We start from the raw sequence: 26,530 nt of genomic DNA, 5'->3' as shown, positions 1-26,530 counted from the left end.
TAGTTTACGGGAGAACTTAAAACGGCCAAACTACTTTTTAATGGAAAGTAAAATTAATTAAAATGGCTCTGGTCTTTAAGGCTTCAATGTTTCCTGTCCAAGGACTGCTGGGGTCATTGTCTCTAATTAGTTCGTCATTAAGTCCAAAAACACCTCTTATGGAAGGCGAAAATATAAAATATTCGGAAAAAAGGTCAATTCCAAAGCCTAATTCATAATTAGTAGTCCATGATTTAACTCGAAAGCGTTCCTGCAAATTATCATCCATCAACTTAGAGTTGCTGGATAAGTTTAAAGTAGCTGACAATCCTCCCACTAAATAGGGGCGAATATTGCCCGTTCTTAGGGAGGAAAATTTCAACAATAAAGGAAAATGAATGTACGTGCTGTTCACTTCTCTAAGCGCATCGCCACTGTTTGAAAAATTAGGATAATACAAGTCTCTTTTTGTGTAATACAATCCAGGTTCAAATCGCAAGTTAATGTATTCCTGTAATTTTACATCACCAATAATTCCCACATTGAAACCGGTTGTTTTTTTGACCAGTATATCAGGGCCTTTCATTTTATAATCAATTTTAAAATCATAGGAATTGAATCCTAAGTAAAAGCCATAATAAACTTTCTTTTTTTGAAAATTTTCCAAATTAACAATGGGATCTTTGCTGAAAATAGTTCGAGACTTTTGGGCGTATCCGTTTAGAATAAAAGCAAAAAAGAGTAAGGCAATTATTTTTTTCATGTTATTTTTTAGAAGCTGAGTAAATGGTCGCCACACCAAAGGTTTGCGGTAATGCTACAACATCTATAAACCCAATTTCTCTTAAAATATTGTTTAACGCCTCGCCATAAGGAAAAGCGGCAGCTGATTCAGATAAATAACCGTAGGCAACGTTATCCTTAGAGAATAATTTACCTATCAAAGGCAGGATGTTTTGACTGTAAAAAGTATAGCCTTGTTTGTAAGGCGTTTGGTCTGGCACTGACGTTTCTAAAATTACAAATACACCATTTGGTTTTAAAACTCTTAAAATTTCAGCTAATCCTTTTTCCAGCGTTTCAAAATTTCGAACACCAAAAGCAACGGTAATCGCATCAAAATAATTGTCTTCAAAAGGCATGTTTTCTGAGTCGCCCAAAATCATTTCAATAGTAGCAGTAAGGTTTTTGTCAGCAATTTTTTGGACGCCAACTTCCAGCATTCCGGCAGATATGTCTAAGCCAATGATTTTTTCAGCATTGGTTTGTGCCATTAAAATCGCTAAATCTCCGGTGCCCGTAGCAATATCCAGGATTATTTTTGGATTGGATTTCGCAACCATCTGCAAAACTTTTTTACGCCATTTTATATCAATTCCAAAAGAAATGACACGATTCAATTTATCATAGTTGCCTGAAATGGTGTCAAACATTTGAGCAACCTGTTCTTTTTTACCTAAGGCAGAACCTTTATAAGGAGTTATCTTTTCTGACATTTTTTTTATGCAAATATAATACAAACGGGATGAACTAAAAACGAGTTCTTTAAATTAGAAGCAAGTTTTGTTTTATGTGCCGGAATGATTTTTTGCGAACTAAATAAGACTAAGTCCGTTAAAATAAGAATCATTTTTTTTATTTGAAATATCACTAAAAGTGGGTATTGTATCTCCGATTTTTATTGCGCAAATTTGGTATTCAAGAAAGAACCATATTAAATGATTAAAAAAGAGTCAGTGAACCTAATCAAATGGATATTTTTAGCGCTATTTATCTCATTTGTTCTTGTTAGCTGTTTTGAAAATGCTGTTTTACAAGGCAGTATTGTAGTTAAAGCGCATCATACGTTCTTAGGATTAAATTTGTTTTTGGAAATTTTAATTTTTTTCGTCTTTAGTACCTTCGTGGTATTTGGTATTAAAGGCTTTTTTGAGATGTATTCTCAAAAAACATCAAACATTATAATCTTCGTTTCTGGAGTGTTACTAGTGTTTGTAATTTTTATATTAGTTTATCAAATACTGTTTCAAGACTAGGTCATTGCTCTTAATCAATGGTTAAAAAAAAACATCCCCAAAAGGATGTTTTTTTATTTTATTTCCTAACGAATGTCTGGTAGGAATAATCGTAAAGATGCTTTTCATCCTTCTCATTAAATTCCGAAACTATTATTTTCCATTCGGACTCATTAATCGCAGGGAATCTGGCATCGCCTTCAAAGGAGTGATGTACCCGTGTGATTTCTATTTTATCAGTAAAAGGAAGTCCCAAAGTATAAATTTCGCCGCCACCAATTATAAAGGTGTCTTGGTCTTTTGGACAAACTTCCAGTGCTTTTTCAATACTATCAACAATTATGCATCCTTCAGCGTGATACTCTTTTTGTCGGGTGATTATGATGTGGGTTCTGTTTGGTAATGGTTTGGGAAAACTTTCAAATGTTTTTCTCCCCATTATGATATGATGCCCGGAAGTAAGTGATTTGAATCTTTTAAAATCGTTGGGCAAATGCCAGATTAATTCATTGTTTTTTCCTAGCGTATTATTCTCGGCTACGGCCGCAATCATTACTATCATAATTATTTAGGGTCGTCGTTAGATACTTGCGTCAGTAATTGGTCTATTTTCCTTTGTTGCAAAACTACAAGTCTGTCTATTTGTTCTCTTTCCCAATCTTTATTCATAAATCGATCCGTGATGAAAATTTTTATAAAATGCAAAATAAAAAGGAATAGCCATATTGTAATAACCCAAAGATACCAATACGAGACTACCGTACTATCAAGGAAATTATGAGCAACAAATAGCAATAAACTTCCCAATACAAAAAGAACAAAATGAAAATACAATCGTTTCTTTTGTTTTATTCTTCGTCTTGCATATTCATATTGTTCGTGTAATTCTTTTTCCATCGTCCTGATTTTAGTTTATAAAGGTAAAATTTATTTTGCAAAGTCACTATTTTGCCTCAGGATTATTTCAACAGAAAACGTATTCTGATTTTTGAATAGTAAATTTACGATCCTTTAAATTATTAAATTTATCAAAAATTAACATAGTTTACGGCATTCCATTAAAACTTCACAGGGGTCATTGAAACTTCAATATATTACATTTACTTTGTTTTATAAACCTATAAATGAATATGTTATGCCGATTAAAAAACAATTTGTAAAAACAAAGCCAGTTTGTAAAGTTACTTTTTCGGTAGCGGCAAAGGCAGCAAGTCATGCTTCTGTTGTGGGTGATTTCAACAATTGGAATGTTGCTGAAGGGGCTTTAAGTAAATTAAAAAATGGAACTTTCAAGGGAGTATTTGATGTGGCCAAAGACGCTGCTTACGAATTCAAATACGTTATCGACGGAGTATTTGTCAATGAACCAGAAGCAGATTCTTTCAAATGGAATGCGTTTGCTGGAAATGAAAACGGTGTTTTAGTAGTATAGCTAAACACCGTTTTTTATTATTTTATACCGCAACACTTCCTTTTATCGTGGCATGAGGTTCATAGCCTTCAAGGGTAAAATCTTCAAAACCAAACGCAAAGATGTCTTTTATATTGGGATTTAAAATCATTTTTGGTAATGGTTTTGGCTCACGGGTCAATTGCAATTCCAGTTGTTCAAAATGGTTGTTATAGATATGTGCATCGCCAAAAGTGTGAATGAATTCACCAGGTTCTAGATCACAAACCTGCGCAATCATCATGGTGAGTAACGCATACGAAGCGATATTAAAAGGAACTCCTAAAAAAATATCAGCGCTTCGCTGGTACAACTGACAAGATAGCTTACCCCCAGAAACATAAAACTGAAAGAACGCATGACAAGGCGGCAAGGCAACTTTATTGTTACTTACATTTTCGTCAAATGATTTTGTCGTGTCAGGCAGAACCGATGGATTCCATGCTGAAACCAGCATTCTGCGGCTGTTAGGATTCGTTTTTAACTCTTTAATTAATTCCGATATTTGATCAATTTCTTCACTATTCCAATTGCGCCATTGGTGGCCGTAAACAGGCCCTAAATTTCCATTGGCATCAGCCCAAGCATCCCAAATTTTAACGCCGTTTTCTTGAAGATACTTAATATTTGTGTCTCCTTTTAAGAACCAAAGCAATTCGTAGATAATGGATTTTAGGTGTAGTTTTTTAGTAGTTACCATCGGGAAACCTTCATTTAAGTCAAAACGCATTTGGTAACCAAAGACACTTTTTGTCCCGGTTCCCGTACGATCTCCTTTTTGACAACCGTTTTCCATTACGTGTTGTACTAAATCTAAATATTGCTTCATTGTCTATATGATTCTATTGTGCGGTAAGCGGTTGTTCGTTTTTATATACTTTTCCGTCCTTCATTACAAATACGACCTTTTCCAGAGTTTTGATCGCATTCAAAGGATTTTCATCCACTGCAATGATGTCTGCCAAAAAGTTTTCTTTGATTTGACCTGCTTCATTTTCAAGCCCTAATAACATAGCATTCGTAATCGTTGCTGATTGTATCGCGGCTAATGCAGGCATTCCGGCTTCAACCATATACCCAAATTCTTTTGCATTTGTACCATGAGCAAAAACGCCGGCATCAGTTCCAAAAGCAATTTGGACTCCTTTTTTATACGCCTTGGCAAAAGTAGCTTTCAGTTGTGGGCCAACTTCTCTGGCCTTTGGAACTACTATGTCAGGATAAAAACCAGTAATTTCTGCATTTTTTTCTACTTCTTTTCCAGCCGTTAAGGTAGGAACTAAATAAGCATCGTATTTTTTCATTAATTCCATTGTCTCTTCACTCATAAAGGTGCCGTGCTCAATGGTTTTTATACCGCCCAATATGGCTCTTTGCATTCCTTCGTCGCCATGGGCATGGGCAGCGGTGAGCATGTTGTAATCTTTGGCTGTTGTGGTGATGGCTTTAATTTCCTCTAGAGAGAACTGCGGATTTTTACCGCTTTTTGCCACGCTCAAAACACCACCTGTAGCTGTAATTTTAATAACATCAGCTCCTTCTTTATAACGCTCTCTCACTGCTTTTACTCCTTCTTCTGGAGAATTGATTACGCCTTCATGTGGACCTGGATCGCCTACCAGTTTTCGGTTGCTTCCGTTAGTAGGATCTGCATGACCGCCTGTTGTAGCAATTGATTTTCCGGCAGTAAAAATTCGGGGACCTTTTACGATTCCTTTATTGATGGCATTTCTTATGGAGATATTTACTCCGGTTCCACCTAAATCCCTCACCGTAGTGAATCCGGCTAGAAGAGTGATTTCGGCACATCGAACGGCTTGAAATGCAACATCAGCTTCGTTGTCTATATATTTTGACATGTAGCTCTTAGTGTCATGTTCGCCTTCTATGTGAACATGTAAGTCAATAAGACCCGGTAAAACATATTTGTTTTTCAGGTTGATCTCAATGTCTTCAGGCTTGACTTTAGCGATAAAACCCTCTTGTACTTTTGTAATTTTGTTTTTAGAAACAAGGATCGTTTGGTTTGTTAATTCTTTACCTGATAGTGTATTTAAAATTTTTCCACAATGCAGATAATAGTCTTGGGATGAGGCAGCTGAACAAATAAATAATGTTGCGAGAAGTAGAAAGTGGTTTTTTTTCATAGCTTATTTTTATCAATTTTATAAAAGAAACATGGTACTAAGTGTTTTTGGTGAATTTAAGTGTATTTATTCAAAAACAAGCGATTCAATCCTTTGAAATTTAGTAACAATCTGATTTTATTTCAATCCTACGGAAAGTAAAAATGGGTACAATTACAGTTCTCTCTTTGAGATTTCATCTCTAATTTTTGCGGCTTTCTCATAATCTTCGTGCGACACGGCTTGATCTAACAATTCATTTAATTCCGGTAGACTGTGTTTAGAATAGGTTTCTCCGGATTGATTGCTTTCTTCTTCACGACCAAAAGTGTCCGGATTAGAAAGTACATCGTCAATTTCCTGCGAGTCTTTATTAGGATCTAAAGGATTTGATTTTAAATAAATTCCGGCTTTGTCCAGAATGTTTTTGTAAGTGAATATAGGTGCGTTAAAACGCAATGCTAACGCAATGGCATCTGAAGTTCGGGCATCAATAATTTCTTCAATTTTATCCCTTTCGCAAATGATACTCGAATAAAAAACACCGTCCACAAGTTTGTGAATAATGACTTGTTTGACTACAATGTCAAATCGTTCTGCGAAGTTTTTGAACAAATCATGGGTCAGAGGACGTGGTGGTTTTATTTCTTTTTCCAATGCTATAGCGATGGATTGGGCTTCAAAAGCACCAATGACAATGGGTAATTTTCGTTCTCCGTCAACCTCATTCAAGATTAATGCGTAGGCTCCGTTTTGAGTTTGACTGTATGAAATTCCTTTTATAGATAGTTTAACTAAGCTCATAATTGATGTAATGGGAAAGTACGAGGTACTTTTTTTAATAAAAATTAAGCAGCAATTATAAAAAAGAAATGCTACTTAAAAGCAAAGATACAAATATCTTGTTTTTAAGTAGCATTTAAATTAATGGGATGCTATAATTTATGAATTGTGAGCTTTGAAAGCTTTAAATTTTTCAATTAATTGTGGTACGATTTCAAACGCGTCACCTACAATTCCGTAATCCGCTACTTTGAAAAAAGGCGCTTCGGGATCACTGTTGATGACCACTTTTACTTTAGAAGAGTTGATTCCCGCAATGTGTTGAATCGCTCCTGAAATTCCAATTGCAATATAAAGGTTTGTAGCTACCGGTTTTCCTGTTTGCCCAACGTGTTCTCCGTGAGGTCTCCATCCTAAATCAGAAACTGGTTTTGAACAAGCAGTTGCAGCGCCAAGAACAGTTGCTAACTCCTCTACCATTCCCCAGTTTTCCGGACCTTTCAATCCACGTCCAGCCGACACTACAATATCCGCATCAGCGATTGAAACTTTTCCAGAAACTTTTTCAACTGATTCTACTTTTACACCAAAATCAGCTTCTCCAATATTTGGGTTAAAATCTTCCTCGGTTAATGTTGAAGGTGTTTCAAAAACCCCATACGAGTTTTTGGCAAGCCCAAGTACTTTTACGTCTGTGGCAATTTCAGTGATATTGAACGCTTTGTTTGAAAAAGCATTTCTTTTTACTTGAAAAGGCGACGTTGAAACTGGTAATCCAACCACATTTGACGCATAGCCGGCTTCTAAAGCTACTGCAACAAGTGAGGAAAGATAAATACTGTCTGTAGTGGATGAAAGTAAAACTAACTTTACGTTTTCTTTTTGGGCGGCTTGTTTGATCACATCAGCGTATGCTTTTGCAGTAAACCCGGATAATTTATCGTTGGTTACTTTTAATACTTTGTCTACTCCGTATTTTGATAATTCCGAAACATCCCCAGCATTTACGGTTACAGCCGTAACAGTGGTTCCTAGACTTTCGGCTACTTTTTTTGCATAGGAAGCCAATTCGAATGCTACTTTTTTAAATTTTCCTCCCGAAGCGTCGGGAGCGTATTCCGCGTATATTAATATTGACATGATTTTTTTATTTTAGTCTTAAAGTTTAAAAGTCTAAAGTCGAAAAGGGAAATTAGTGTAAATTTCTATTCATTTGACTTTTGACATTCCGCTTTATGACAGTTAGATTACTTTTGCTTCGTTGTGTAATAAATTGATTAATTCATCTAAATTGTCAGCAGCAATCAATTTTACGGCTGATTTAGGAGCTGGTTTTTCAAATTTTACTGCTTTTGTATTCACAGCAGCGTCAACAGGCTCCAGTATTGTTAATGCTTTTGTTCTTGCAGTCATGATTCCTCTCATGTTTGGAATACGCAAATCTTTTTCTTCCACCAATCCTTTTTGTCCTCCAATGATTAATGGTAAAGTTGTAGCAACGGTTTCTTTTCCACCATCAATTTCACGAACTGCTTTTACATTAGTTCCATCAACAGTAAGACTTGTACAAGAATTAAGGAAGTTGTATCCTAAAATCCCGGCTATCATTCCAGGAACCATTCCGCCATTATAGTCTAAAGACTCTTTTCCGGCAATGATTACATCGTAACTTCCGTTTTTAATTACTTCAGCAAGTTGTTTGGCTACGAAAAATCCGTCAGTAGGAGTAGCGTTGACGCGAATGGCTTCATTGGCACCTATTGCCAGCGCTTTTCTTAAAGTAGGTTCGGTTTCTGGTCCTCCAACATTCACAACCGTAACGGTTGCGCCTTGTTGTTCTTGGAACCAAATAGCGCGTGTCAAACCAAATTCGTCATTTGGATTGATTACATATTGAACTCCATTGGTGTCAAATTCTGAATCGCCGTTGACAAAGTTAATTTTTGAAGTAGTATCAGGAACGTGACTGATGCAAACTAATATTTTCATACTTATATTTTTTATTATTCGTAATTTCTTTTACAAATTTAAAATATTAATTTGAATAATATACTATGCACGCATAATATTTTACTTAACTACTACGTTTTCGTAGCCCGGATAGCAGCGGCATCCTTCTTGTGGCTCCTTTAGCCACAGGAAGATACAGCGGAGAGCCGGAAATAGCTCCTGAAAATTATCGCTATAAATCCTGAATTAATTTAGAGTAATTTATGCTTTTAAATGATATTAAATATTTATTTTTGCTTTTCGAAAATTATCCTTCGACTGCGCTCAGGAGGACAAAATATAAAAAAATATGAGAACGATACAATTTAGAGAGGCCATTTGCGAAGCGATGAGTGAAGAAATGCGTCACGATGAGTCCATATACTTAATGGGTGAAGAAGTTGCAGAATATAATGGTGCTTACAAAGCATCTAAAGGTATGCTAGTTGAATTTGGTGAGAAAAGAGTCATTGATACTCCAATTGCAGAGCTTGGTTTTACTGGTATTGCAGTAGGATCAGCCATGAATGGATGCAGACCGATTGTGGAATACATGACGTTCAATTTTTGTTTAGTAGGTATTGACCAAATCATAAATAATGCTGCCAAAATGCGTCAGATGACGGGTGGACAATTTAATGTGCCAATCGTTTTTCGTGGTCCAACAGCTTCGGCAGGACAATTAGGAGCAACGCACTCACAAGCGTTAGAAAACTGGTTTGCGAATACTCCGGGTCTTAAAGTGGTAGTTCCTTCTACGGTTTATGATGCCAAAGGTTTGTTGAAAGCGGCTATTCGTGATAACGATCCTGTGATTTTCATGGAATCTGAACAAATGTATGGGGATAAAGGTGAAGTTCCAGATGGCGAATATGTAATTCCGTTAGGAGTTGCTGATATCAAGCGTGAAGGTACGGATGTGACAATTGTTTCTTTTGGAAAAATTATCAAAGAGGCGCATATTGCCGCTGACGAATTAGCCAAAGAAGGAATTTCTTGTGAAATTATCGATTTGCGAACTGTACGTCCTATGGATTATGAGACGATTTTAACATCGGTTAAAAAAACAAATAGATTAGTAGTTCTTGAGGAAGCATGGCCTTTTGCAAGTGTGGCTTCTGAAATTACCTATATTGTTCAAGAACGTGCTTTTGATTTCTTGGATGCGCCTATTCAACGTATTACGACTGCAGATACGCCAGCGCCGTACTCTCCGGTTTTATTGAAAGAATGGTTGCCTAATGCTGGTGATGTAGTAAAAGCGGTTAAAAAAGTACTGTATAAAAAATAGTCAGTTGGAATCGTTTGATTTGGAATAAGGGCTAATAACCCGTTTTTTAATAATCAATTAATCCTGCGGTCTTAATTAACTATATTTGAAACTTCATCAATTCTTTAATTTGATGAAGTTTTTTTTTGAATGACTATGAAATCGCCATGACAGAAGCTGTCTCAAACACCAATTAAGATCTGGCGATACCATATTCCTACAAAAACAAATATTATCTACATATGAAAAAGAATCTCTTATTGTTTCTGCTTTTGTTGTTGGTCTCAGCAACTACTAGTTTTGCGCAAACAAAAGTGAGTGGTGTTGTGGTTGATAAATCCAACCTGCCCATTCCATTTGCTAATGTGGTTTTCAAAGGTTCCAGTGAAGGAATTGTGACTAATGAGGACGGTAAGTTTTACCTGGAATCCAAAAAAACATATACTACTTTACTCATATCCTCCGTTGGGTTTTCTGAAAAAGAAATTTACTTAGATAAACCGGTAAATTATAATTTCAAAATTCAGTTGAATGAAGCCGAAAGCTTAAACGAAGTAGTGGTTTTTGCCGGAAAAACATCAAAAAAGGACAATCCTGCGCTCGATATTCTGAGGAAAATCTGGGAAAGAAAACGTAAAAACGGGTTGTATCAGTTTGACCAATACCAGATGGAAAAGTACGAGAAAATAGAATTTGATATGAATTCTATTGACAGTGCTTTTATGAAAAGCAAACTTTTTAAAGGGATGGAATTTATATTCGATCAAATGGATACGTCCCGAGTAACCGGGAAAACCTATTTGCCTATTTTTATAAATGAATCACTCCATGATGTTTATGGAGACAACAAATTAAAGAAGGTAAAAGAAAAAATAAAAGCCAATAAAACGTCCGGATTTGATGGGAATCAACAGATTTTATCTTTTGTAAAAGACTTGTATTCAGATTATAATATCTACAATAATTACTTGACTTTTTTTGACAAAAGCTTTACCAGTCCGCTGTCTAAAACAGGGATTGATGTCTACAATTATGTACTGAAAGACAGTTCGTATATTGATGATAAATGGTGCTATAATATTGTTTTTTATCCAAGACGAAAAAACGAATTGACTTTCAAAGGAGATTTTTGGGTGAATGATTCCACATTTGCCATCAAGAAAATCAATATGGCAGTGACCAAAAGTGCCAATATCAACTGGGTAAAAGATATTTACTTAGAGCAGGAATTTGAAGTAGTCAGTGACTCGGTTTTCTTGTTGACCAAGGATTATTTGATGTCTGACTTTGCTTTGAACAAAAAAGAAAATTCGAAAGGTGTTTATGGAAAAAGAACTAGTTTTTACCGGAACCATCAGTTCAATACAGAATTGCCTGTTGCTTTTTATAAAGCCGAAGTCAATTATATGGATGACGAAGTCTACAATAAATCTGAGGAATATTGGAATGAAAACCGTTTTGAAAACTTAAGCAAGGATGAATTGGGCGTTTATAAAATGCTTGATACCCTGCAAACCGTAAATAAATTCAAACAATTGTACAGCTTAGTATCCATACTAGGAAGTGGTTATGTGGAGTTTAATAACTTTGATTATGGACCTGTTTTTTCTACATTTGGATACAATGAAGTAGAGGGTGTACGGTTGCGAGTAGGAGGAAGAACCTATTTTGGTCCTAACGATCCTTGGCGCATTCAGGCGTATACTGCGTATGGGTTTGATGATGATAAATTTAAATACGGACTTTCCGGAAAATGGATGGTCGACAAGAAAAATAGGATCATTTTATCCGGTGGAAATAGGCGAGACATTGAACAAATAGGAGCCAGTTTAACTACTACAAATGATGTTTTAGGCCGAAGTTTTGCTTCGTCGTCCGTATTCTCATCTGGCAGTAACGGGAAGTTAACCAACATCAATTTGACTAATGTTGCCATAGAAATGGAGCCAGTAAAAAACTTGACTTTTCAGGCTGGGATTTCGTATCGTACGCTGGAGTCTGCATCGCCTACTTTTAGCCTGGATTATTATACCAACATAGCCAATTTAGCTACTAAAAGTGATGTAAAACAATCCGAAGCGAACATTCAGATCGAGTATTCTCCAAAGCGAAAAACGATTGGTTTTGGGGTTGAAAGAAGCAATGTTGACAGTCCTTTTAGTCGTTTTTTTATTAATTACAGCCATGGATTCAAAGGGCTTTTGAACAGTAATTTCAAATATGACAAAGTACAATTATATTACAAACAGCCTATAGTTATTGGTCCATTGGGGCGAACCAATATTATTATGGAAGTAGGAAAAACTTTTGGAACAGTTCCGTTAGGATTGATAAATGTGATTCCGGGAAATCAAACTTTTTTCACGATTGAAAACACCTTCAGTAATCTTAATTTCTATGAATTTGTATCGGATCAATATGCTACTTTACAGTGGAATCACAATTTCAACGGGCGTCTTTTTTCCAGAATACCGTTCATGCGCAAACTCAATTGGAGAGAATTAATTTCCATAAAAGGCGTTTATGGAAGTATTTCAGATGAAAATAGAGCCATTAACGCATCTGGATTAGTTTACAATGCACCTGAAAAAGGCTATTGGGAATACAGTGCTGGTATTGGAAATATCTTCAAAGTATTCCGTATTGATTTCGCCTGGCGAGGCAATTATCTCAACGTGCCGGAAACGAATCGTTTTACTGTTAAAGGGTCGTTTGGGTTCAGTTTTTAGGAGCTATTCCGGCTGTACACTATATCTTTTTATAAGGCGAATAAAAATCGCCTTATAAAAAGGATGCCGTTTCCATCCGGGCTAAAAAAACATCAGATTATGCAAGAAGCCATCGACTACCTTTTAGAAAAAGATGCTATTTTCAAAGCAATCATTGAACAATACGGAATGCCTGTTATTCCCAAAAGACCGCAAGGTTTTGAGACTCTGGTATTGTTGATTTTAGAGCAACAAGTATCGATAGAGTCCGCTAAAGCTACTTTTTTGAAAATAAAAACTACTCTAAAAACGGTAACACCGGAAATTCTTGTTCTCATATCGGATGCTGAGTTTAGGAATCTTGGCGTAAGCCGTCAAAAAACGTCTTATATCAAAGCTTTGGCGACAGCCTTAATAAATAAAGAACTTGATTTAGAAAGTTTGCCAGCCAAAACGGCTCTGCAAGTGCGCGAAGAACTCATCAAAATCAAAGGGATAGGAAACTGGACCATCGATATTTATTTAATGTTTTGTCTGCAAGAGCCTGATTTATTGCCATTAGGCGATATTGCAGTTGTACACACAATCAAGGAATTACTGGATATTCACGACAAAAATGAGATGCAAGTTCATACGTTGAAATGGAGTCCGTATCGCTCTTTTGCAACCTATCTTTTATGGCATCATTATTTAAAGAAAAGAAATAGAACCGTTTTTTACTAAAGTGCTGTTTCTTAAAATTTAATCAACAGATAACATAGATTTTTCATTGTTGAAAGGGATTCTTTACTTATTTTTGCAACCATAAAATATAGAAAAGAAAAACTAAAATGACTGCAGACAAATTAACAACTTTCGATGTCTTAATCGAAATACCAAGAGGAAGTAGAAATAAATACGAATATGATTTCGAAATAAAAAGAATGCGTTTTGACAGAATGTTATTCTCGTCAATGATGTATCCTGCGGATTACGGATTTATTCCGGAAACATTAGCCTTAGACGGCGATCCATTAGATGTATTGGTTTTGGTAAACGAACCTACTTTTCCCGGTTGTGTTATGGAAGTAAAACCCATTGGTGTTTTCCACATGGCGGATGATAAAGGACCGGATGAAAAAGTTATCTGTGTACCGGTTTCAGATCCAATCTGGAATTCATTGAATGATCTGTCAGACATGAATCCACATTTATTAAAAGAAATTGAACACTTTTTTCAAGTGTACAAAGATCTTGAAAACAAGAAAGTAGATGTAGGCGGCTGGGGAGATGTAAATGAAGCCTATGCAATTATCGCAGAGTGTACGGAGCGATTTAATCAAATTGAGAATAAACCAGAGGGATTGTTTAGTATTAAATAATTTTACGTCATAATTTTTACAAAAAAAGCAACATTCTGTTAAGAGTGTTGCTTTTTTTGTTTAAATTCGTTTTGTTACACTATTAATTTTAACCAAAAACCAAACCGAAATTATGAATACAATTATGATTTATTTGCCTATTGCGATGGCATTTATTGGACTGGCATTTATGTTTGCTAAAAGAAAATGGGTATTAAAACAGGATCCGGGTGATGGTAAGATGAAAGAGATTTCGGATTACATTTACGAAGGAGCCTTGGCTTTCTTGAAAGCAGAATATAGGTTGTTGACGTTTTTTGTCATTGGAGCTAGCATAGTTTTAGCCGGAATTTCTTTTTTCGTTCCTACTACACACATATTAATAGTAGTTGCTTTTGTTTTTGGTGCTTTTTTCTCGGCTTTAGCTGGGAACATGGGAATGAAAATTGCAACAAAAACCAATGTTAGAACCACACAAGCCGCCCGTACCAGTTTACCTCAAGCTCTAAAAGTTTCTTTTGGCGGCGGAACCGTAATGGGATTAGGGGTTGCGGGATTGGCTGTTTTAGGATTGACCACTTTCTTTATTTTCTTTTTTCACTTTTTTATGAATGGCGTTTGGACTTCTACGGAAGATATGACCATTGTTTTAGAAACACTAGCGGGATTTTCTCTGGGAGCAGAATCAATAGCCTTGTTCGCTAGAGTTGGTGGAGGAATATACACTAAAGCGGCCGATGTTGGAGCTGATTTGGTGGGGAAAATAGAAGCTGGAATTCCGGAAGATGATCCCCGTAATCCGGCTACAATTGCGGACAATGTAGGGGATAATGTAGGCGATGTTGCCGGAATGGGAGCTGATTTATTTGGTTCTTATGTCGCAACCGTTTTAGCGGCCATGGTTTTAGGAAATTATGTAATCAAAGACATGGGCGGAACTATTCAAGATGCTTTTGGAGGAATAGGACCTATCTTATTGCCAATGGCAATCGCTGGTTTTGGTATTTTATTTTCGATTATCGGAACAATGGTGGTAAAAATTACAGATGATAATGCAAAAGAAGCGCAAGTGCAAAGCGCTTTAAATAGGGGAAACTGGCTTTCAATAGGATTAACCCTTATTGCCTGCTATTTTTTAGTGCAATACATGTTGCCAGAAACCATGAAAATGGATTTTTTTGGTGAAGGAACTAAAGAAATTTCATCCATGCGTGTTTTTTATGCTACAATTGTAGGTTTGGCAGTAGGTGGACTCATTTCGTCAGTAACTGAGTATTATACAGGATTGGGTACAAAACCTGTTATGGCAATTGTTCAAAAATCTTCAACTGGAGCAGGAACAAACGTAATTGCAGGATTGGCAACCGGAATGATTTCTACGTTTCCAACGGTTTTATTATTTGCAGCTGCAATTTGGACTTCCTACGCATTAGCAGGATTTTATGGTGTGGCTTTAGCTGCTTCAGCGATGATGGCAACAACGGCCATGCAATTGGCAATCGATGCTTTTGGACCCATATCGGATAACGCCGGTGGAATTGCTGAAATGAGCGAATTGCCTAAAGAAGTACGCACAAGAACCGACATTTTAGATGCCGTAGGAAATACAACAGCAGCAACGGGAAAAGGATTTGCTATCGCTTCGGCAGCATTAACTTCACTAGCTCTATTTGCTGCGTATGTAACTTTTACAGGAATTGACGGAATCAATATTTTTAAAGCACCAGTTTTAGCAATGCTATTCGTGGGAGGCATGATACCTGTAGTTTTCTCGGCATTAGCGATGAATTCTGTCGGGAAAGCCGCAATGGACATGGTGTATGAAGTACGTCGTCAGTTCAGGGAGATTCCCGGAATTATGGAAGGAACCGGAAAACCGGAATATGCTAAGTGTGTTGATATTTCGACGAAAGCTGCATTGCGCGAAATGATGTTGCCGGGAATATTGACAATTGGTTTTCCAATTGCAATTGTTTTGCTTGGCAAATTAGTTTACGGAGACAACAACCAGCTAATCGCCGAAATGTTAGGGGGTTATATGGCCGGAGTTACCGTTTCGGGTGTGCTTTGGGCTGTTTTTCAAAACAATGCCGGTGGTGCTTGGGACAACGCTAAAAAATCTTTTGAAGCGGGAGTTCTGATTAATGGAGAAATGACCTATAAAGGTTCTGATGCGCATAAAGCGGCCATTACTGGCGATACTGTTGGTGATCCGTTCAAAGATACTTCTGGACCATCAATGAATATTTTAATTAAATTGACCTGTTTGATTGGTTTGGTAATTGCACCAATTTTAGGTAGTGGCAATCATACATTGGCTAATAAAGCCGCTTGTTGTGCTGCTTCTGAAATGTGTACTTCAATATCTAAAGAAGAGTGTCTTGCTAAAGGATGTGACAGTAAAACGTGTAGATTTATAAATGCTTCCGCAGCAGTAACTGAAATGGTTTCGGAAAAAGTTACGATAGAAAAAACCAATGTTGATGGAGAAGTAAAAGCAACTATTAAAACTAATATTAACGGAAAAGAAAACATTCAAAGTTTTGAGGGAACTGACGCAGAAGTTCAGGCTAAAATTGATGCTTTAAAGTAATCAATATCTTGTAAATATAAATGCCTCACAATTGTGAGGCATTTTTTGTTTTTATGTATTTTATCACCAGTTTCTACTCCCTCTCCTTCGGAGAGGGTTGGGGAGAGGATTCTAAAACAGCCCATTCAATTCAGCATCAATTCTATTAAAAATAGTTCCTAAATCTTCGGGATTATCAACAAAATTCATGTTATCCACATCAATAATTAATAATTTTCCTTTGTCATAGGTTTGAATCCAGCCTTCGTAGCGTTCGTTCAAACGACTCAAATACTCAATGGATATTGAGTTTTCATATTCACGGCCGCGTTTGTGTATTTGACCGACTAAATTAGGAATAGAACTCCTTAAATAGATCAATAAATCAGGGGCTTTAACAGTAGATTCCATTAATTCAAAAAGAGACGAATAATTCTGGAAATCACGATTGGTCATCAAACCCATTGCATATAAATTAGGAGCAAAAATATGGGCATCTTCATAAATAGTTCGGTCCTGAATGATTTTTTTGCCACTTTCACGAATTTGCATCACCTGACGGAAGCGACTATTCAAGAAATAAATTTGTAAATTAAACGACCAGCGCTCCATTTGGTGGTAAAAATCATCTAGGTACGGATTGTCTACTACGTCTTCATAATGTGGTTCCCACTTGAAATGTTTCGCTAATAAGCGTGTCAAAGTTGTCTTTCCAGAGCCTATGTTTCCTGCTATTGCTATGTGCATTACGGTAGTATGATTTTATAATTTGTAATTCCTTCAGCTGTAAAAATAGATAAAATTTGGTCTTTGTAATAGAATTTTTTAAAGGATTTTTCTGAAATTTCAATTTCAGTTTTTTGGTTTTTTTCCAAATCCTGCAAAATTAAAATCCCATTTTTAGAATAGATGATCTGATTTTCATTTATAATTTCAATCGAGTCAAAATCAGAAACTTTTTCTTTGTTTGCTATTCTGCCAAAAATATCGCAAGTGTACCAGTTGTTTTTACCGTCCATCCAATAGAAGATGTTGAAATCTGAAGCGTAATTCTTAATACTTTCAGTAAAAGGAACTGAAATAGTTTTGTAATCCTTGTTCAAATAATCATATAATCCCAGTTGCTGATTCATACTGTTGTAAACCCACAACTGATTTAGAGCAGCAATACCAATTGCAGTGGCTACGATTGGAATTGTATTTTCTGAAAAATTGATTTTCTGAGTTTCATTCAATTGATTGTCCAAGATGATAACTGTATTGAAATTTTCGTAAAATAAAACAATTTTCAAAGGGTTATGCAAATCTATTTTTGTGATTCTACCCAAAGAAATATTTTTGTATTCTAAAGTATTCCGTGTTCCAATTTTAGAAAAAACATTGTTATGGATGGTGTAGTAAAAACCAAATGAATCATAACCTAAAAACGCATCTCCATCAAAACGAATAGAATCGATTTTAATGGCTGTTAGTTTTTGGTTCTGACTAAAAATTACTGAAAATGAAGCGATAAACAGCAATAATATTACTTTTTTCATACAGCGAAATTACAATTAAACGGTATATAATTTTGATTGTTTTATTAATATTTTAACAGAATACTTGTAACAAAAATAGTATTTTTCACTCTTATTCATTAAAACCCAATAGTTATGTATAAAGTAATTTACTCAATAATAGTAACAATTGCATCGTTTTTGGGGCTTCGCGCTCAGGAATTTCAAGGAATGGCAGTGTATGAATCGAAAAGCAGTACCTCCGATTTCAAAACACGAATGGAAGGCAATAAGGATATGACTCCTGATGTGCAAAAAATGATTGAGGAAAGAATGAAGAAAATGTTCGAAAAAACATTCATTCTTAATTTTGATAAATCGACATCAATTTATAAAGAAGAAGAAAAGTTAGAGGCTACAGGTCAAGCTGGAGGTGGAATGCGCATAATGAATGCAATGAGTGGCGGCGGCGGAACTTATTAAAAAAGGACGCCAAATTTGAATACAGAATTCAGGCCTACAATTTACTAAATACAAGGTCTAGATTGAACAACTCCTTTAGCGTAAATGGCTTTAATGCGAATGAAACGATTATTTTACCACGATTTGTGACCTTTATTTTAAAGTACAATTATAGCCAAATTAAAAAGGGATTTTGACTGAACAAAATCCCCTTTTTCATTTTAAATCTGTACTGAATTACAATCCAAAAGCAGTTTTAACTTGGTCAACAAAATCTAATTTTTCCCAAGTAAACAATTCAACAGTCACGGTTTTTGTTAATCCTCCTGGAGCAGTAAAAGTTTTAGTAACCGTTTCTGGAGTACGTCCCATGTGCCCGTAAGCAGCAGTTTCGCTGTAGATTGGATTTCTTAATTTCAAACGTTGCTCTATAAAGTACGGGCGCATGTCAAAAATAGCTTCTACTTTTTTAGCAATTTCTCCATCGGTTAAGGTTACTTTTGAAGTCCCATAAGTTTCTATAAAAATCCCCATTGGTTTAGCAACACCAATTGCGTAGGAAACCTGTACTAAAATTTCGTCAGCAACACCTGCTGCAACTAGATTTTTAGCAATGTGACGAGTAGCATAAGCTGCACTTCTGTCTACTTTACTAGGGTCTTTACCAGAGAATGCACCACCACCGTGAGCACCTTTTCCACCGTAAGTGTCTACAATAATTTTTCTACCTGTTAGTCCAGTATCTCCGTGAGGTCCTCCAATTACAAATTTTCCCGTTGGATTGATGTGGTATTTAATTTGATCATTAAATAAATGAGCACTCGTTGGATTTTTTGCAATGATTCTTGGAATCAAAATTTCGATGATGTCTTTTTTGATTTTAGCAAGCATAGTAGCTTCTTCGTCAAAGTCATCGTGCTGTGTCGAAATTACAATAGCTTCAATTCGAGTTGGCTTGTTGTCATCACTGTATTCTAACGTCACTTGAGATTTAGCATCCGGACGCAAATAGGTGATTTCGTTATTTTCACGTCTTAAAACGGCCAATTCTTTTAATAATTTATGAGATAAATCAAGTGCCAAAGGCATGTAATTTTCTGTTTCATTTGTTGCGTAACCAAACATCATTCCTTGATCACCAGCACCTTGTTCTTCAGGATTTGCTCTATCAACACCTTGATTGATGTCAGCAGATTGTTCGTGTATAGCAGAAAGAATACCACAAGAATCCGCTTCAAACATGTAGGCGCTTTTTGTGTAACCAATTTTCTTGATTACATCGCGAGCGATTTGTTGCACATCTAAATAGGTATTTGATTTTACTTCACCTGCCAAGATTACTTGACCTGTAGTTACTAAAGTTTCGCAAGCTACTTTTGAGTCAGCATCAAATGCCAAAAAATTATCAATTAATGCGTCTGAAATTTGATCTGCAATTTTGTCTGGATGTCCTTCGCTTACAGATTCTGACGTAAATAAATAGGCCATAATAATTATTATTTTAAATTAAGCGAGAAAAAATAATTGCTAAAAAGGACTAAAGAAGAGTTTCTGCTTTAGCATTTTTTCTACTGAAAAACGTTCAGTATTCATAATGAATTTGTTTCATTATGAAGAGGTTGCAATCAGTTCAAATTTTTCCTCTTGTATTTGGTTGCAAATGTATGAAACCATTTTGAATTGCAAATTAATCTTTTGTTTTTTTTGAGAATAAATATTTATCGGGTTCTAAATTATTAAGAAAAAATAATATTTAAAATAGTTTCGCTATTATTTTCTTAAACTTATTTGGATATTTAAAAAATAATTTGCAATTTTGAAATTCTAATAAAGTAAAAATGAAATTTAATATTTGTAATATGTTTAAGGTCGCACAGGAAAATTCCTGAGGGTTGCTTATTGCATAATTTAAATCAAATTATATATCAAAAGCTTCCCGGATAACGGGAAGCTTTTTTTTTGAATAGTAATAAACAGAATAGATTTTTTAGTCACAAAAAGCCTCGATGAATAACCTAAAAAGCCAAAAAATAAATAACGCAACAGTCAATAACATGATTTGTGTCAATGCCATTATGTGTATTCGCGGCTGTTGATTCCAAAAGTAAGTGTATAACTTAAAACCCTTTTGGATATGGATCTAAAAGGGTTTTTTGTTTTTCTGATTTTTTCAAATCTCACAACAATTCATACAAGGAGACCAAAAATGAATATTAACACCTAACACCTAAAAATTATGAGCACAACAAAGTATTTTACAAAGACATTTCGGTTATTAAAAAGTATTAATTTCAGAAATAAAAAAGAAAAGGAAAACGATTCTAAGAATGGATTGATTCATCCTAGATTTGAGATCTCAAAGAACGATGTTTTGGCACAAAAAATAGTGACTAATTCATTGCTTTTCCTAATGTATTCCCAAGAGAATGAAGCGCTTTTTATTTAATAAATCCGAATTTATTTTTGGTTTTGAGATTTTCAAAGGATGTTTAAAAGTGTTGTTTTGACGAAGTAAGAAAACGGGATGAGTATTCTCATTACTTCGTCAGAATAACAATTGCGTGTGAATTGTTTTTTGTATTTATGGTGCCCAAAGAAATAAACGAATCCACATAAAAATTTGGTTGTTACAAAAAATAGTGGTTAATTTGCTTCTTTAAGTTCAAAAACGTATTGAAATGTTATAAAGAAAGGCAGAGGGATTAGACCCGATGAAGCCTTAGCAACCCTTCGATTTATCGAAGAAGGTGCTGCATTCTACCACGCTCATCGTGGAAAGATAACACTAAGAATTAGTCTAGATAACGCCTGACTTTCTTTATAATATTTCCAAACACAGATCAAAAATCATAAAAGATTTGCCATTGGAAAATAAACCAACCTCTATTACATTTCAAAATTTCACCACTAAAAGTGGCGCTTTTTATGCTACCTTAAACGTAAGTTTTCAAGTTTTTGGGCCAGAATTGCATACGGCACCAATTGTTTTGGTCAACCATGCTTTAACCGGAAATTCACAAGTTGTGGGCGAAAACGGTTGGTGGAATGATTTAATTGGAGCACACAAAACCATAGATACAACAAAATATACAATACTCGCATTTAATGTTCCCGGAAATGGTTTTGATGGTTTTGAGATCGAAGATTATTTAGATTTTACTGCCAGAGACATTGCCAGGATTTTTATTGAAGGGATTCGGGTTCTGGATATTAAAAAACTATACGCCATTATTGGGGGTTCTGTAGGTGGCGGAATTGCTTGGGAGATGGTCGCTTTAGAACCAAAAATCGCACAACATTTAATTCCTATCGCAACGGATTGGAAATCGACGGATTGGCTAATTGCCAATTGCTTTTTGCAGGAACAAATTCTCAACAACTCTTCGAAACCTATTGAAGACGCTCGCACTCATGCTATGTTATGCTATAGAACTCCGGAATCATTTGCTGCAAAATTTCAGCGAACCACCAATGAAGAATTGGGGATTTTTAATGTAGAAAGCTGGTTGCTACATCACGGCGAAAAATTGCAGAAACGTTTTCAAATTTCGTCATATAAAATGATGAATCAACTGTTGAAAACAATCGATATCACCAGAAACTACACATCATTCGAAGAGATAACTTCAAAAATTGAAGCCGAGATTCATATTATTGGAATCAATTCCGACTTGTTTTTTACGGCAAATGAAAATAAAGCAACGTACGAGGAATTAAAAAAATATAAAAAGAGGGTTACCTATCAGGAAATAGTTTCCATCCACGGACACGACGCTTTTTTGATAGAATACAAACAATTACACAATTTGCTTCAGGATATATTCTAAGCCAAAAAACACAACACAATGAAAATATTAAAATTTGGAGGAAAATCGTTATCGAATGGCGACGGAATAAATAAGGTGGTTGCAATTATTATTGATAAAGTAAATCAAGGAGAGGAAATTGCTATTGTGGTTTCGGCGCGAGGAAATGCTACGGATGAATTAGAAGAAATTTTAAGTATTGCCGCTAAAAACGGAGTTTATAAACCTCTTTTTGATGATTTCAAAAAATACCAACAAGACGAATATCAAGACGTAGATTTATCCGAAGAGTTCCATGTTCTTGAAAAATTATTCGAAGGCGTCAGCTTAATTGGTGATTACAGCAACAAAATAAAAGACCAAATTTTATCAAAAGGGGAACTACTTTCGGCAAAATTACTGACGGCAATTTTGGTCGAAAATGGGATAAATGCCCGTTTTGCAGATACTCGGGAATTGATAAAAACCGATTCGAAATTTGGTGATGCACAACCTTTGGAACAAATTTCGAAGAAAAATGTCATCAATTATTTCAAACAAAATAACGGAACAACCGTAAATATTGTTACAGGTTTCATTGGTTCAAACACAAATAATGACACGACCACTTTAGGAAGAAACGGTAGCAATTACACCGCTTCGTTGATTGCGAATTATTTGAATGCGGACGAATTACAGAATTATACGCATGTAGACGGAATTTATACCGCTAATCCGGATTTAGTAGTTGATGCAAAGAAAATTGACCATTTGTCGTTTAATGAAGCCAATGAAATAGCCAATTTTGGTGCTACGATTCTTCATGCCAAAACGATCATTCCTTTGTTGGAAAAAAACATTCCGCTTCGTATCTTGAATACGTTCAACCATGAAAATAAAGGAACATTAATCACTTCCAATTCAAACAAGGAAGGGATCAAAACACTTTCGGTGCTTGAAAATGTTTCGTTAGTGAACCTGGAAGGAAGAGGATTACTGGGAAAAACAGGTGTTGATGCCCGTATTTTCAGAGTGATGGGCGATAATGATATTAGCGTAAGTATCATTTCTCAAGGTTCGTCAGAAAGAGGAATTGGTTTAGTTGTTGCCACTGATAAAGCGACAAAAGCAATGATTGAATTAGAGAAAGAATTCGAAAATGATTTCTATTCGAAAGATGTAAATAAAATCACGGTGACGGATGATGTTTCGGTGATTTCTATCATTGGTCAGGATTTAAGTACTTTTCACAAGCCATACACGGCGTTGATAAAAAATAAAATTGTCCCGATTCTTTTCAATAATACCGTTACGGGTAAAAACGTGAGTTTGGTGGTCAAAAAATCGCAATTGAACAAAGCCTTAAACGTAATTCACGGAGAGATTTTTGGAGTAGCTAAGAAAATCAATATCGCTATTTTCGGACATGGATTAGTTGGTGGAACGTTGATTAACCAAATATTGGAATCAGCAGCAACTATCGAGAAAAGAAAAGATATCAAACTGAATGTTTTTGCAATTGCCAATTCAAGTAATGTACTTTTGAATAAAAATGGCGTTACTCCAAATTGGAAAAATGAAATCCAGAACAATGGCTTTTCTTATACTATAGATGATGTAATTGCCTACGCAAATGAGCATCACTTGGAGAATTTGATTGCGATTGATAACACGGCAAGTGCTGAATTTGTTGGGAATTATATAAAATTAGCTGAAAACAGTTTTGATTTGATTTCGTCTAATAAAGTGGCTAATACGTTAAGCTATAGTTTTTATAAAAAATTACGAAAAGTGCTGGCGGATAATCAAAAGAGTTATCTTTATGAAACTAATGTGGGTGCAGGATTGCCATTGATTGATACGATTAAATTATTGCACCTTTCGGGTGAAAATATCACGAAGATTAAAGGTGTTTTCTCTGGAACATTGAGTTATTTGTTCAATAATTTTTCTGCAAAAGAGGCTTCGTTTAGCGAAATATTGAAGGAGGCCATTGACAATGGGTATACCGAGCCGGATCCAAGAGAAGATTTGTGCGGGAACGACGTAGGTAGAAAATTATTGATTTTGGCAAGAGAATTAGACTTGCAAAATGAGTTTGAAGAAATTGATATTCAAAATTTAATTCCAGAACATTTGCGTGAAGGCGATGTTTCGGATTTCTTGAATAAATTGACCGAGTTTGATCCAATTTATGCTAAAATAAAAGCCGACCAAAAGCCCAATCACGTCCTGCGATACATAGGCGAATTGTCAGGCGATTTGCAAAATGACAAAGGTAATCTAGAAGTAAAATTAGTTTCCGTACCTTCGGATACTGCTTTGGGAGGCTTAAAAGGTTCTGATTCTTTCTTCGAAATTTACACTGAATCGTATGGCGACAGACCAATCGTAATTCAAGGTGCAGGTGCAGGATCTGCGGTAACGGCGAGAGGTGTTTTTGGTGATATTTTGAGATTGTCGGATAAAGGGTAGCCCCCATACCCCTGAAGGGGGAATAAAAAGATTGCAGATTGCTTCGCCAGTTCGAGCAAGCTCTCGGGTGACGATTTTTGATTTAACATATATAAAAGTAAAATCTGCGTCCAAATAAATATAAATAATAAAAAAGGGACTGCCTCCAGTCTTGGCTCCCTTCCCTTCGGGGAGGGTTGGGGAGGGGAATAATATGAAAATAACATTAAACAGAGTAAACGACAACTTCCACTTTGAATTAAAAAACGAGCGTGGTCACTTAGTAAATGTGGATAGCCGACCAGAATTTGGCGGAGACGATAAAGGCGCAAGTCCAATGGAATTAGTATTGATGGGTGTTGCGGGTTGCAGTGCGATTGATATGATTTCGATTTTAAAAAAACAGCGTCAGGAAATCACTTCTTTCAAAGCTGAGGTCGAAGGAGAACGGGTACAAGTAGGAGAAGCAAAACCATTCAAGGATATTACTGTAGTATTCTTTTTGGAAGGACCTATTAATGAAGAAAAAGCAACGAGAGCCGCACAACTTTCTTTCGAAAAATACTGTTCGGTTTCTAAAACATTAGAGCCAACAGCAACCATACACTATAAAGTAGTTTTGAACGGAGTTGAATTGGCGTAAAGCTAAAATAGTCAACTTCTAAAACTTTAATTTTAAACAATAAAGAGCTTTTTTTTATAGAAAAATTATGCGGAAAAACTTTGTGAATCTCTGTGATTCCTTTGCGAATCTTTGTGAAACAACTCTTTGAAATCTAATAATAATGAACGATCAAGAATTTGGTTTTGAAACCTCAGCCATCCGTACCCAATTAGAAAGAACACAATATTTAGAGCACTCGGTTCCTTTGTACTTAACTTCTAGTTTTGTATTTGAGGATGCCGAAGATATGCGTGCTTCTTTTGCCGAAGAGAAAGACAGAAATATATATAGCCGTTACAGCAACCCAAACACGAACGAATTTGTTGATAAAGTGTGTATAATGGAAGGTGCGGCAGCTGGTTTTGCCTTTGCTTCAGGAATGGCAGCAGTGTATTCAACCTTGGCAGCTTTATTGAAATCTGGAGATCATATTGTTTCTTCGAGTAGTGTTTTTGGAGCGACACATTCTTTATTTATCAATTATTTTCCAAAATGGAATATTGAAACCTCCTATTTTGATATTAATAAGCCGGAAACAATTGAAAGTTTCATCACACCAAATACAAAGATTCTTTTTGCGGAATCACCTACCAATCCTGCTGTTGATATTATCGATTTAGAACTTTTAGGAACGATTGCTAAAAAACATAATTTGATTTTGGTAATTGATAACTGTTTTGCAACACCTTATCTGCAACAACCAATAAAATGGGGTGCGCATTTAGTGGTGCATTCCGCTACAAAGTTAATGGACGGTCAAGGTAGAGTGTTGGGAGGAATAACAGTTGGTGATGCTGAATTGATTCAAAAAATCTATTTGTTTTCTCGACTTACCGGTCCTTCTTTATCGCCTTTTAATGCTTGGGTATTATCAAAAAGTTTAGAAACTTTGGCGATTCGTTTAGACAGGCATTGTGAAAATGCGATGAAAGTAGCGGAGTTTTTAGAGCAGCATCCGAATGTGAATCGCGTGAAATATCCGTTTTTGAAATCGCATCCACAATACGAAATTGCTCAAAAGCAAATGAAGTTGGGCGGAAATATTGTTGCTTTTGAAATAAAAGGGGGGCTTGAAGCCGGAAGAAACTTTTTGGATAAAATAAAATTATGTTCTTTATCACCAAATTTAGGAGATACCAGAACAATCGTTACGCATCCAGCATCGACAACACATAGCAAATTATCTGTTGAAGAACGTTTAGCAGTGAGTATTACCGATGGTTTAGTTCGTGTTTCAGTAGGATTGGAAACCGTAAAAGATGTGATTGCTGATTTGGAGCAGGCGCTTTCGTAAAGTTCATGACGATTGAAGCCATACAATAGTCCAGGGTTTAAACCGTGGTCAATGTGGTTTATTTAAGAACGTTTAGCAGTGAGTATTACCGATGGTTTAGTTCGTGTTTCAGTAGGATTGGAAACCGTAAAAGATGTGATTGC

The 26,530-nt window shown here is 35.7% G+C and carries 24 protein-coding genes and 1 riboswitch; of the genes, 12 read left to right on the top strand and 12 right to left on the bottom strand.

Features of this window, described 5'->3' with window-relative positions; genetic code table 11:
• Positions 1-37: 37 nt before the first annotated feature.
• The 4 genes from EKL97_RS09365 to EKL97_RS09345 all read right to left on the bottom strand — a co-directional run bounded on the left by EKL97_RS09365 (position 38) and on the right by EKL97_RS09345 (position 2,891).
• Positions 38-742, bottom strand: a complete 705-nt coding sequence (locus EKL97_RS09365; protein WP_126457455.1) for a porin family protein — start codon at positions 740-742, stop codon at positions 38-40.
• Between the two features lies 1 nt (position 743).
• Positions 744-1,475: a bifunctional demethylmenaquinone methyltransferase/2-methoxy-6-polyprenyl-1,4-benzoquinol methylase UbiE gene (gene ubiE, locus EKL97_RS09360; protein WP_126564324.1), complete on the bottom strand. Its 732-nt coding sequence runs from the start codon at positions 1,473-1,475 to the stop codon at positions 744-746.
• A gap of 598 nt (positions 1,476-2,073) precedes the next feature.
• A complete protein-coding gene (locus EKL97_RS09350) occupies positions 2,074-2,556 on the bottom strand; it encodes a dihydrofolate reductase (protein ID WP_126457453.1) in 483 nt (160 codons plus the stop codon).
• A 2-nt stretch (positions 2,557-2,558) separates the two neighbouring features.
• Positions 2,559-2,891: a 2TM domain-containing protein gene (locus EKL97_RS09345; protein WP_126568714.1), complete on the bottom strand. Its 333-nt coding sequence runs from the start codon at positions 2,889-2,891 to the stop codon at positions 2,559-2,561.
• Between the two features lie 238 nt (positions 2,892-3,129).
• On the opposite strand from EKL97_RS09345, the gene EKL97_RS09340 reads away from it, so the two are divergent.
• Positions 3,130-3,426: an isoamylase early set domain-containing protein gene (locus EKL97_RS09340; protein WP_126562104.1), complete on the top strand. Its 297-nt coding sequence runs from the start codon at positions 3,130-3,132 to the stop codon at positions 3,424-3,426.
• A gap of 22 nt (positions 3,427-3,448) precedes the next feature.
• Here the strand turns inward: EKL97_RS09340 and EKL97_RS09335 are convergent, their stop codons facing one another.
• The 5 genes from EKL97_RS09335 to EKL97_RS09315 form a co-directional block, all read right to left on the bottom strand.
• Positions 3,449-4,273 carry a thymidylate synthase gene (locus tag EKL97_RS09335; protein WP_126452966.1) on the bottom strand — a complete coding sequence of 275 codons (825 nt, stop codon included), beginning with the start codon at positions 4,271-4,273 and terminating at the stop codon, positions 3,449-3,451.
• 13 nt (positions 4,274-4,286) lie between these two features.
• Positions 4,287-5,591, bottom strand: a complete 1,305-nt coding sequence (locus tag EKL97_RS09330; RefSeq protein ID WP_126562103.1) for a metal-dependent hydrolase family protein — start codon at positions 5,589-5,591, stop codon at positions 4,287-4,289.
• 153 nt (positions 5,592-5,744) lie between these two features.
• Complete coding sequence (locus tag EKL97_RS09325; protein ID WP_126452972.1) at positions 5,745-6,374, bottom strand: bifunctional nuclease family protein; 630 nt, start codon at positions 6,372-6,374, stop codon at positions 5,745-5,747.
• Positions 6,375-6,512: 138 nt separating this feature from the next.
• Positions 6,513-7,493 (bottom strand): electron transfer flavoprotein subunit alpha/FixB family protein, encoded by a 981-nt coding sequence (locus EKL97_RS09320; RefSeq protein WP_126457448.1) that lies wholly within the window; start codon positions 7,491-7,493, stop codon positions 6,513-6,515.
• Between the two features lie 102 nt (positions 7,494-7,595).
• Positions 7,596-8,342 (bottom strand): electron transfer flavoprotein subunit beta/FixA family protein, encoded by a 747-nt coding sequence (locus EKL97_RS09315; protein ID WP_126452978.1) that lies wholly within the window; start codon positions 8,340-8,342, stop codon positions 7,596-7,598.
• Positions 8,343-8,652: 310 nt separating this feature from the next.
• Here EKL97_RS09315 and EKL97_RS09310 point away from each other — a divergent pair, with 310 nt between their 5' ends.
• The 5 genes from EKL97_RS09310 (at position 8,653) to EKL97_RS09290 (ending at position 16,253) form a co-directional block, all read left to right on the top strand.
• Complete coding sequence (locus tag EKL97_RS09310; RefSeq protein WP_126568713.1) at positions 8,653-9,633, top strand: pyruvate dehydrogenase complex E1 component subunit beta; 981 nt, start codon at positions 8,653-8,655, stop codon at positions 9,631-9,633.
• A 221-nt stretch (positions 9,634-9,854) separates the two neighbouring features.
• Positions 9,855-12,341 carry a DUF5686 and carboxypeptidase-like regulatory domain-containing protein gene (locus EKL97_RS09305; RefSeq protein WP_126568712.1) on the top strand — a complete coding sequence of 829 codons (2,487 nt, stop codon included), beginning with the start codon at positions 9,855-9,857 and terminating at the stop codon, positions 12,339-12,341.
• Positions 12,342-12,440: 99 nt separating this feature from the next.
• Positions 12,441-13,043 (top strand): DNA-3-methyladenine glycosylase family protein, encoded by a 603-nt coding sequence (locus tag EKL97_RS09300; RefSeq protein WP_126568711.1) that lies wholly within the window; start codon positions 12,441-12,443, stop codon positions 13,041-13,043.
• A gap of 107 nt (positions 13,044-13,150) precedes the next feature.
• Positions 13,151-13,681, top strand: coding sequence for an inorganic diphosphatase (locus tag EKL97_RS09295; protein ID WP_126452987.1), 531 nt, complete (start codon positions 13,151-13,153; stop codon positions 13,679-13,681).
• A gap of 112 nt (positions 13,682-13,793) precedes the next feature.
• The gene (locus tag EKL97_RS09290) at positions 13,794-16,253 is read left to right on the top strand and encodes a sodium-translocating pyrophosphatase (RefSeq protein WP_126568710.1); all 2,460 of its coding nucleotides are present in this window, start codon (positions 13,794-13,796) and stop codon (positions 16,251-16,253) included.
• A 111-nt stretch (positions 16,254-16,364) separates the two neighbouring features.
• Here EKL97_RS09290 and EKL97_RS09285 read toward each other — a convergent pair whose 3' ends face one another.
• Complete coding sequence (locus tag EKL97_RS09285; protein ID WP_126452993.1) at positions 16,365-16,979, bottom strand: deoxynucleoside kinase; 615 nt, start codon at positions 16,977-16,979, stop codon at positions 16,365-16,367.
• Entirely contained in the window at positions 16,979-17,770 is a 792-nt protein-coding gene (locus tag EKL97_RS09280) for a hypothetical protein (RefSeq protein ID WP_126457444.1), read from the bottom strand. The genes EKL97_RS09285 and EKL97_RS09280 overlap by 1 nt, the downstream gene beginning before the upstream one ends.
• A 114-nt stretch (positions 17,771-17,884) precedes the next feature.
• Here EKL97_RS09280 and EKL97_RS09275 point away from each other — a divergent pair, with 114 nt between their 5' ends.
• Positions 17,885-18,211: a hypothetical protein gene (locus EKL97_RS09275; protein ID WP_199742829.1), complete on the top strand. Its 327-nt coding sequence runs from the start codon at positions 17,885-17,887 to the stop codon at positions 18,209-18,211.
• Between the two features lie 216 nt (positions 18,212-18,427).
• On the opposite strand, the gene metK is transcribed toward EKL97_RS09275, so the two are convergent.
• The gene (gene metK, locus EKL97_RS09270; RefSeq protein WP_126568709.1) at positions 18,428-19,678 is read right to left on the bottom strand and encodes a methionine adenosyltransferase; all 1,251 of its coding nucleotides are present in this window, start codon (positions 19,676-19,678) and stop codon (positions 18,428-18,430) included.
• Between the two features lie 748 nt (positions 19,679-20,426).
• Here metK and EKL97_RS09265 point away from each other — a divergent pair.
• The 5 genes from EKL97_RS09265 to EKL97_RS09250 all read left to right on the top strand — a co-directional run bounded on the left by EKL97_RS09265 (position 20,427) and on the right by EKL97_RS09250 (position 26,387).
• Positions 20,427-20,636, top strand: coding sequence for a hypothetical protein (locus tag EKL97_RS09265; RefSeq protein ID WP_126568708.1), 210 nt, complete (start codon positions 20,427-20,429; stop codon positions 20,634-20,636).
• A gap of 232 nt (positions 20,637-20,868) precedes the next feature.
• A riboswitch (SAM riboswitch) is annotated at positions 20,869-20,976 on the top strand.
• A gap of 78 nt (positions 20,977-21,054) precedes the next feature.
• Complete coding sequence (locus EKL97_RS15850; RefSeq protein ID WP_233588570.1) at positions 21,055-22,017, top strand: alpha/beta fold hydrolase; 963 nt, start codon at positions 21,055-21,057, stop codon at positions 22,015-22,017.
• 18 nt (positions 22,018-22,035) lie between these two features.
• Complete coding sequence (gene thrA, locus EKL97_RS09260) at positions 22,036-24,450, top strand: bifunctional aspartate kinase/homoserine dehydrogenase I (RefSeq protein WP_126554984.1); 2,415 nt, start codon at positions 22,036-22,038, stop codon at positions 24,448-24,450.
• A gap of 193 nt (positions 24,451-24,643) precedes the next feature.
• Positions 24,644-25,072 carry an OsmC family protein gene (locus EKL97_RS09255; RefSeq protein ID WP_126568707.1) on the top strand — a complete coding sequence of 143 codons (429 nt, stop codon included), beginning with the start codon at positions 24,644-24,646 and terminating at the stop codon, positions 25,070-25,072.
• A gap of 142 nt (positions 25,073-25,214) precedes the next feature.
• Complete coding sequence (locus EKL97_RS09250; RefSeq protein WP_126457436.1) at positions 25,215-26,387, top strand: trans-sulfuration enzyme family protein; 1,173 nt, start codon at positions 25,215-25,217, stop codon at positions 26,385-26,387.
• Positions 26,388-26,530: the final 143 nt, after the last annotated feature.

The organism is Flavobacterium sp. LS1P28 (assembly GCF_003970335.1).
Taxonomy (GTDB): domain Bacteria; phylum Bacteroidota; class Bacteroidia; order Flavobacteriales; family Flavobacteriaceae; genus Flavobacterium.
This window is presented reverse-complemented; position numbering and strand designations above follow the sequence as displayed.